This is a genomic window from Leuconostoc sp. (assembly GCF_965300815.1).
Map to the genome: position 1 here is coordinate 7,979 of NZ_CBDKZH010000026.1, position 8,361 is coordinate 16,339.

The window sequence follows — 8,361 nt, forward strand, 5'->3', positions numbered from 1 at the left end:
TCAGCAGCGGCTGGTTTTGCGGAAGCAACTGGCTTGCCCAATGAAATGGGTTTGGTGAAAAACCAATATATTGCCCGAACATTTATTGAACCAACTCAGGATAAGCGCGAACGGGCTGTCCGCATGAAGTTAAGTGCCGTTAAAGATGTTGTTCGTGGCAAAAATGTTGTCTTGGTGGATGATTCAATTGTTCGTGGGACAACCTCAATGTTTATTGTACGGATGTTAAAAGAAGCCGGCGCCAAGTCAGTGCATGTGCGTATTGCCAGTCCAGTCTTTAAATTCCCATCATTTTATGGGATTGATATGCAGACGACTGCTGAATTAATGGGCGCTAATAATACGCTAGATGAGATGCGCGACAAGATTGAGGCGGATTCGCTTGGTTTCTTGACTGTCGATGCGCTAGTCAAGGCGATTGATTTACCCTATGATGGTGAAGGTACAGGTCTGACAACGGCGTACTTTGATGGTCACTATCCAAGTCCAATCTATGATTATGAAGACAGTCTAGCTGACTTTGTGGCAACGGGTGCGGTAGACTTTACTGCTGAACCAACGACCACGTATCATCCCCGCCAAGTCGCTTCGTTACGCAACGAAGAAATCATGGCTGATGGGACGATCCATTTAGATTCACAAACAATTCAGGGAGTAGAAGTATGACCGAACAAAACGCTTATCAGCAAGCAGGCGTCGACATTAAAGCCGGTGAAGAAGCCGTCGAATTGATGAAAGATGCGGTCGCTGATACGTATAATGCACAAGTTTTGGATGGCTTAGGCGGCTTTGGGGCAGCTTTTGCTTTAGGTAATCAGTACCAAAACCCTGTCTTGGTATCGGGTGCTGATGGTGTCGGGACAAAGTTGTTACTAGCGATTGCGGCTGATAAACACGATACGATTGGACAAGATCTTGTGGCGATGGTGGCTAACGATATTTTGGCACAAGGGGCCAAGCCGGCATTTATGTTGGATTATCTTGCCGTGGATAAGATGCGACCAGCAGTCGTGGCAGAAATTGTCACGGGTGTGGCCAAGGCTGCCAAAGCTTCAGGGATGGCGTTAATTGGTGGTGAAAGTGCAGAATTACCAGGTCTTTATGCACCTAAGCACTATGATTTGGCGGCATTTGCTGTTGGTGTGGCTGAGCAAGACCAACTCTTAAACCCTAAAAACGTGGCGGTTGGCGATGTTTTGATTGGTTTGCCATCTTCTGGAATTCATTCAAATGGCTACTCATTAGTGCGTCATGTCTTAGGGATTCAATCAGATGATGACTTTAATCAATTACCTGAAGACCTCAAGACGACCTTACTCACACCAACCGCTCTGTATGCCAAGCCGGCTTGGCCATTAGTTGAAGCTGGTTTATTGCAAGCGATGGCACACATTACGGGTGGTGGTTTGACGGAAAACCTACCACGTGCCTATGAGGCCACGCTTTCGGCGCAAATCAACTGGGGCGCATGGCCAATCTTGCCAATTTTTAACACGTTACAAGCTGCTGGGCAACTCACCCTTGACGATATGTTATTGACTTTCAATAATGGATTGGGCATGGTCTTGATTGTGAAGCCTGCTCATCGTGATGCGGTATTAGCGTCATTGGCTGCGCAAGATCAAGCCGCTTACGTGATCGGTGAAATGGTGCCGTATGCTGGGGCTGGCGTCGTTTATTCAGGAGACGCCCCATGGTAAGAAAAGTACGCTTAGCCGTTTTTGCGTCGGGGACAGGGACTAATTTTCAAGCCTTGTATGATGCCATTTTACAACGGCAGTTAGAGGCTGAAATTGTGCGGTTAATCGTGGATAAGTCATCAGCTGGGGCCTTAAACTTAGCCAAACTATTCGGTGTGCCGGCGACTTTTATCAAATACTCAACGTATGACTCAAAACCAGCCGCTGAACAAGCAATTTTAGACCAACTAGCCGATGATCAAGTTGATGGTATTTTACTGGCTGGCTATATGCGGATTTTAACGCCAAAATTAATTGATGCCTATGCTGGTAAAATTATCAATTTGCATCCAGCCATGTTGCCCGCTTTTCCAGGTCGACACAGTATCTTGGATGCTTTTGAGGCAGGCGTTGACACGACTGGGGTGACCGTTCATTATGTCGATAACGGCATTGATACGGGCCAAATTATTGCCCAACAAGCCGTACCGCGTTATCCAGAAGATACGTTGTTGGATTTGGAAACACGAATCCACCAGGTCGAACATGTTTTATATCCCAATACTTTAGAACAGTTACTTAACGAAGGAGTTTTCTTAAAATGACACGTGCATTACTCAGTGTTTCTGATAAAAGTGGTCTGGTACCATTTGCTGAAAAGTTGGTTGCCTTAGGCTATGAATTGATTTCAACGGGCGGCACCCATAAAGTGCTTGCTGAAGCAGGACTGGACGTGATTGCCATCGATGATGTCACAGATTTTCCTGAAATGTTAGATGGTCGGGTCAAGACATTGCATCCCCGCGTCCATGCAGGGTTATTGGCACGTCGTGATTTGCCAGAACATATGGCTAAGTTAAGTGAGTTTGACATTGAACCCATTGATATGGTGGTCGTGAACTTGTATCCCTTCAAGTCAACGATTCAAAAAGATGGGGTGACAGAAGCCGAAGCCATTGAAAATATCGATATTGGTGGCCCATCAATGTTACGTTCTGCCGCCAAGAACTTTGCAGCCGTTTTGCCAATTGTTGATCCAGCCGATTATGACGTTGTGATTGACAAGTTGCAAAATGGCGCTGTTGATGCAGATTACCGTAAGTCATTGGCCGCTAAGGTTTTCCAACATACAGCAGCCTATGATGCACTAATTGCCGATTATTTAACGACAACAGAATTTCCTCAGAACTTGACTTTGCCATACGAAAAGTTTGATGACATGCGCTATGGTGAAAACCCACATCAAAAGGCAGCGGCCTATAAGACAGCTTTGCCAGAAGCTTATTCTGTGCTGAATGCCGATATTTTGCATGGTAAGCAATTGTCATACAACAATATTCGCGACGCGGATGCCGCTTTGCGCATTATTGCTGAATTTGACGAGACAACGGTTGTCACTGTGAAGCACATGAACCCAGCAGGTATCGGGCAAGGGGCAACTTTGGAAGAAGCCTGGGACAAGGCGTTTGCCGCTGATGATGTATCAATTTTTGGTGGTATTGTCGCTTTGAACCGCGAAGTTGATGCCGCAACGGCCGAAAAAATGCACGCGATTTTCTTGGAAATCATCATTGCACCAAGCTTTACACCGGAAGCCTTTGAAATTTTGTCAGCCAAGAAAAACTTGCGTTTGTTGACAGTACCATTTACAACGACAGTACCACAAAAGTTAGAAGTCACGTCTGTTTTGGGTGGCGTTGTGGTGCAAGAACGTGATTTGTATACGGATGCTGAAACAAACTTTGAAGTTGTGTCAAAGGCACAACCAACAGCTGAACAATTGCGGGCGATGATTTTTGCGCAAAAAGTAGTCAAGCACGTGAAGTCTAACGCTATTATTGTGGCGCGCGATGGCCAAACTTTGGGCATGGGTGCAGGTCAGCCAAATCGTATTGACTCGGTGGTCTATGCGATTCAAAAAGCTGAAACAAAGCCAGGCTTTGATGAAGCCGTCTTGGCCTCAGATGCTTTCTTCCCAATGGATGATTCGGTCCAATATGCAGCAGAACATGGGATCAAGGCAATTGTTGAACCAGGTGGGTCAATTAAGGATAAAGATTCGATTGCTAAAGCCGATGAATTGGGTATTGTACTAGTCTTTTCCGGCACACGTCATTTTAAGCATTAAACCTTTTAAGCGTCCTTTGGGACGTTTTTTTTATGCTATAATGCCAAAAGAGGTACACAGATGACAAGAACAACCCCCGTCGAATTAACGAACATGATTATGATTGAAAAGCTACAGACGCATGAAATTTTAGTCGAACATCGACAAAACCCATCTTGGCCAGGCGTGACATTTCCTGGTGGTCACATCGAAGCAGCTGAAACAATTGTGGCCAGTGCTATCCGTGAGGCATATGAAGAAACAGGGTTGACAATTTCACAGCCCCAGCTGGTCGGGTTGAAGGAATGGCCTTTGCCAGACGGTCAACGCTACATCGTCTTTTTGTTTAAGGCAACTCAGTTTCAAGGTGATATTAAATCTGGGCGTGAAGGACAAATTTTTTGGACAACGCGTGAAGCGTTAAACGATATGCTGTTACCGCCAACTTTTAAAGAAATGCTACCGGTCTTTGACGATCCGCAAATTAATGAATTGGCATTGGGGCCAAGGATTGCTGGTGAACGGTCGTTATCGTGGTTGTAACCGCATACATCCTTAATGTTCGTTTTGTTTCGTGTTAATTGCCAAAACGTTCGTTATTAACGAACGTTTTTTATATTTGTGAGAAAAAGATAATTTATACACGAACACAAGCCACGAAAATTCTGCTAAACTAAGTATATAGTTTGATATTTAGTAGTCAGTTTAGAGGATAATATGAAAAAAGTATTAGTAATTGGTTCAGGTGCGCGAGAGCATGCGCTTGCTCAGGCCTTTTTGCGGAGTGAACAGGTTGAACAAGTTATTGTCGCGCCTGGCAATGATGGCATGACGGATGACGGCTTGCGGCGCGCAGCTGTCGCCGTCACAGATTTACAAGGTTTGCGTGACTTAGCGGTGGCTGAAGCGGTTGATTTAACCTTTGTTGGGAACGAAGAACCCTTGACACTGGGCGTGGTGGATGTGTTCCGCCAAGCAGGGTTGCAAATTTTTGGCCCAACGCAAGCAGCAGCGCAATTAGAAGGGTCAAAGTCATTCACGAAGCGAATACTTGACCAATACAATATTCCAACGGCGCAATCACGGACGGTGACCAATCACACAGCTGCCCAAGCCGCTGTGACTGAATTTGGCTTGCCAATTGTTTTTAAACTAGATGGCTTGGCCTTGGGCAAAGGGGTGACGATTGTCACAACGGCTACCCAAGCAGCGGATTATTTAACCGACCTGTATACACGTCAGCCAGAAGCAAAACTGGTCATTGAAAGTTATCTTGACGGCGTTGAGTTCTCAATTTTCTCACTAGTGGGTCAAGATGGGATGGTCACACATGCGCCATTAGCACAAGACCACAAACGTCGCTTTGATCAAGATAAGGGGCCAAATACTGGTGGTATGGGCGCGTATAGCCCAGTGCGTTGGTTGTCTGCAGAAGTTCGGCAACAAGCCATTGACACGCTTGTCATGCCAACGATTGCCGCCATGGCAAAAGAAGGGACACCGTTCACCGGTGTCTTATATACAGGGGTGATGTTAACGGCTGAAGGGCCTAAAGTGATTGAATTTAACGTGCGCTTTGGTGACCCTGAAGCACAAGTTGTGTTGCCGCAGTACACTGGTGATTTTTATCAATTAATTGTTGATTTACTCCAAGGTCAGGCAGTTGACCCAGCATGGCAAACAGATGCCGTTTATGTCGGCGTTGTTTTGGCTGCTGCTGGTTATCCAGAAGCACCCGAAAAAGGCGCCAGTGTCCCAACACCAAGCGATGTGGCACCATTGGGGATTAACTATGCCGGTGTGAAAAATGGGCTTGCCAGCGGTGGCCGAGTAGCGACGGTTGTCGCCCATGCACAAGATACGCAAACAGCGCAACAAAAAGTGTATGAGACCATTGATCAATTACAATTAACATTACAGTACCGTCATGACATTGCCTATCAGGCTGTCCAACATGAGATGGATAAGATGTGAGAAGTGCAGTTAAACGAGGATAAAGAGATGCAAACAGATATTGAAATTGCCCAAGCCGCAACCGTTAAGCCGATTACAGAGATTGCTGCTGCTGCCGGTTTGGCCAGCCATGAAATTGAACCTTACGGTTTTGATAAAGCCAAAATCAAATTAGATCCAACGGTGCCCCGATCAAAGCAGTTGGGTAAGCTTATTTTGGTCACATCGATTAACCCAACGCCTGCTGGTGAAGGGAAATCAACGGTAACGGTTGGCTTGGCAGATGCGTTAGCAATGGCTGGTAAGAAAACCATGATTGCCCTTCGGGAACCGTCACTGGGCCCTGTGATGGGGATGAAAGGTGGTGCGACTGGTGGTGGGATGGCACAAGTCATCCCTATGGCGGATATTAATTTGCATTTTACTGGGGATTTTCATGCACTCACATCAGCCCATGATACGATTGCTGCCGTATTGGATAATAGTTTACAACAAGGTAATCCGTTAAATATTGATCCGCGTCGTATTATTTGGAAGCGCGTGTTAGATATTAATGATCGTGCGCTGCGCCATATCACGATTGGGATGGGCGGACCGACTTCTGGTGTACCGCGAGAAGATGGGTTTGACATTACAGTTGCCTCAGAGTTGATGGCCATTTTGACCTTATCAACTGATTTAATGGACTTAAAAGCCCGTGTGGCGCGGATTGTGGTGGGTTATACCTACGACAAAGCGCCGGTGACGGTAGCAGATTTGGGTATTGCTGGCGCGATTGCGGTCTTGTTGAAAGATGCCATCAAGCCTAATTTAGTTCAGACGTTGGCACATACACCAGCCATTATTCACGGCGGGCCTTTTGCCAATATTGCCCAAGGAACAAATTCTATTTTGGCAACCAAAACGGCGTTGCAATTAGCAGATTATGTGGTGACTGAAGGGGGCTTTGGCGCTGACCTTGGTGGTGAAAAGTTCTTGGATGTGAAAGTGCCATTGTTGGGTAAGACGCCAGATGCGATTGTTGTCGTGGCAACCGTTCGCGCCTTGAAGCATCATGGGGGTGTGGCTTTAGCTGATTTAGATGCTGAAAATATCCCAGCACTAACTGTTGGACTTGAAAATTTGGGGCAACACTTGCTGGCTATGGGCCGTTACGGTGTGCCTGTGGTGGTGGCCATTAATCGTTTTACTGCCGATACCGAAGCAGAAATTCAAACCATTAAAGCGTATACTGAGCAGTTTGGGGCAACAGCGTATGCCACCGAAGTTTGGGCCAAAGGTGGTGCTGGGGCGCAAGAACTCGCCGCTGCTGTGATTGAAGTGGCGGATCAAGAAGCCGACTTTACGCCACTGTATCAACCAGATGATGAGGCGTTGGATAAGTTGAACGCCATCGTGACCACAATCTATGGTGGGGCGGGCGTTGAATTATCAGCAACCGCGCAAAAACAACTCGCAGAGTTTAAACAACGTGGTTGGGATAAATTACCCATTATCATGGCGAAAACACAATATTCTTTCTCTGACGATCCTAAAAAACTCGGCGCGCCAAAAGACTTTGTGATTCACATTCGTGAATTTGTGCCGAAATTAGGCGCCGGTTTCTTAGTTGTGATGACAGGGACGATTTTGACGATGCCGGGCTTGCCAAAACATCCAGCAGCATTCGACATTGATATTGACGAAACAGGTAAAATAACTGGACTCTTTTAAATAACGACGTTAGCAGGGCACTGCTAACGTTTTTGGCGATGCATAAAAGAAAGTGAAGGATAACGCCATGGCACAGCTTGAAGTGAATTATTACTCACAAGTATTAGGAATGGATCGCGTGATGCAGGTAATCTTACCAGAACTATCTGATCACATGCCGGAATGGACACCAGCTGATCTGCAAGATCTCCCAGTTTTGTACTTATTGCATGGCATGTCAGGCGATCAAGCGGTCTGGTCGCGGCGGACAAGTATTGAACGGCTCGTTCGACAAACACCGCTAGCCATTGTCATGCCGTCGACTGATTTAGCTTGGTATACCAATACACAATATGGGATGGCTTATTTTGATGCGTTGTGCCACGAGTTACCGCAAAAAGTGGCAACATTGTTCCCACAAATTTCACAAAAACGTGAGAAAAATTTTGTGGCTGGCTTGTCAATGGGTGGATATGGGGCCTTTAAAATGGCGTTGGGTAGCAACCAGTTTAGTTATGCTGCCTCACTTTCTGGCGCGTTACTGGGTGATCCAAATTTTCCTGGACGCACAACTTGGCAAAGTCCGGCCTACTGGTCTGGTATCTTTGGCGATATGGATCAGTTACAAGGTTCCGAAAATGAAGTTATTGCCCTTGCTAAAACACAAGCCCAAACGCCACCCGTACGCCCGAAACTTTACGCCTGGATTGGGGAGCAGGACTATTTATATCACAATAATTTAACCACTATCCCACAAATTCAGGCCTTAGGCTATGACGTGACGTTTGAAACAAGTCCAGGCACTCATGATTGGTATTATTGGGATCAACACATCGACCGCGTCCTCGAATGGCTGCCAATTAACAATCAACCAGAAGAACGGTTGTCTTAAGCACGAACACTTAAAGTTCGTGTTTTTTTATTTAATTC

General features: G+C 46.2%; 8 protein-coding genes. All 8 read left to right on the top strand.

The window, feature by feature from the left end:
* A partial coding sequence (locus ACW12G_RS03075) for an amidophosphoribosyltransferase (protein ID WP_455647238.1) occupies window positions 1-666 on the top strand: 666 nt, incomplete at its 5' end.
* Entirely contained in the window at window positions 663-1,700 is a 1,038-nt protein-coding gene (gene purM / locus ACW12G_RS03080; RefSeq protein ID WP_146976555.1) for a phosphoribosylformylglycinamidine cyclo-ligase, read from the top strand. The genes ACW12G_RS03075 and purM, both read left to right, overlap by 4 nt.
* Entirely contained in the window at window positions 1,694-2,284 is a 591-nt protein-coding gene (gene purN, locus ACW12G_RS03085) for a phosphoribosylglycinamide formyltransferase (protein WP_010003146.1), read from the top strand. Before purM ends, purN begins: the two co-directional genes overlap by 7 nt.
* On the top strand, window positions 2,281-3,807 hold the full coding sequence (gene purH / locus ACW12G_RS03090; RefSeq protein WP_455647239.1) for a bifunctional phosphoribosylaminoimidazolecarboxamide formyltransferase/IMP cyclohydrolase: 1,527 nt from the start codon (window positions 2,281-2,283) through the stop codon (window positions 3,805-3,807). Before purN ends, purH begins: the two co-directional genes overlap by 4 nt.
* Window positions 3,808-3,867: 60 nt before the next feature.
* Window positions 3,868-4,329, top strand: a complete 462-nt coding sequence (locus tag ACW12G_RS03095; protein WP_455647241.1) for an NUDIX domain-containing protein — start codon at window positions 3,868-3,870, stop codon at window positions 4,327-4,329.
* A 174-nt stretch (window positions 4,330-4,503) separates the two neighbouring features.
* Window positions 4,504-5,760: a phosphoribosylamine--glycine ligase gene (gene purD / locus ACW12G_RS03100; protein ID WP_455646414.1), complete on the top strand. Its 1,257-nt coding sequence runs from the start codon at window positions 4,504-4,506 to the stop codon at window positions 5,758-5,760.
* Window positions 5,761-5,787: 27 nt separating this feature from the next.
* Window positions 5,788-7,452, top strand: coding sequence for a formate--tetrahydrofolate ligase (locus ACW12G_RS03105; RefSeq protein ID WP_455647242.1), 1,665 nt, complete (start codon window positions 5,788-5,790; stop codon window positions 7,450-7,452).
* A gap of 67 nt (window positions 7,453-7,519) precedes the next feature.
* Complete coding sequence (locus ACW12G_RS03110; protein WP_455647243.1) at window positions 7,520-8,323, top strand: alpha/beta hydrolase; 804 nt, start codon at window positions 7,520-7,522, stop codon at window positions 8,321-8,323.
* The last annotated feature ends 38 nt before the right edge of the window (window positions 8,324-8,361 follow it).

What these genes read in the sequence shown, in the direction of transcription:
- purM (WP_146976555.1), top strand. Translation starts at nt 663, where the DNA reads ATGACCGAACAAAACGCTTATCAGCAAGCAGGCGTCGACATTAAAGCC.
- purN (WP_010003146.1), top strand. Translation starts at nt 1,694, where the DNA reads ATGGTAAGAAAAGTACGCTTAGCCGTTTTTGCGTCGGGGACAGGGACT.
- purH (WP_455647239.1), top strand. Translation starts at nt 2,281, where the DNA reads ATGACACGTGCATTACTCAGTGTTTCTGATAAAAGTGGTCTGGTACCA.
- ACW12G_RS03095 (WP_455647241.1), top strand. Translation starts at nt 3,868, where the DNA reads ATGACAAGAACAACCCCCGTCGAATTAACGAACATGATTATGATTGAA.
- purD (WP_455646414.1), top strand. Translation starts at nt 4,504, where the DNA reads ATGAAAAAAGTATTAGTAATTGGTTCAGGTGCGCGAGAGCATGCGCTT.
- ACW12G_RS03105 (WP_455647242.1), top strand. Translation starts at nt 5,788, where the DNA reads ATGCAAACAGATATTGAAATTGCCCAAGCCGCAACCGTTAAGCCGATT.
- ACW12G_RS03110 (WP_455647243.1), top strand. Translation starts at nt 7,520, where the DNA reads ATGGCACAGCTTGAAGTGAATTATTACTCACAAGTATTAGGAATGGAT.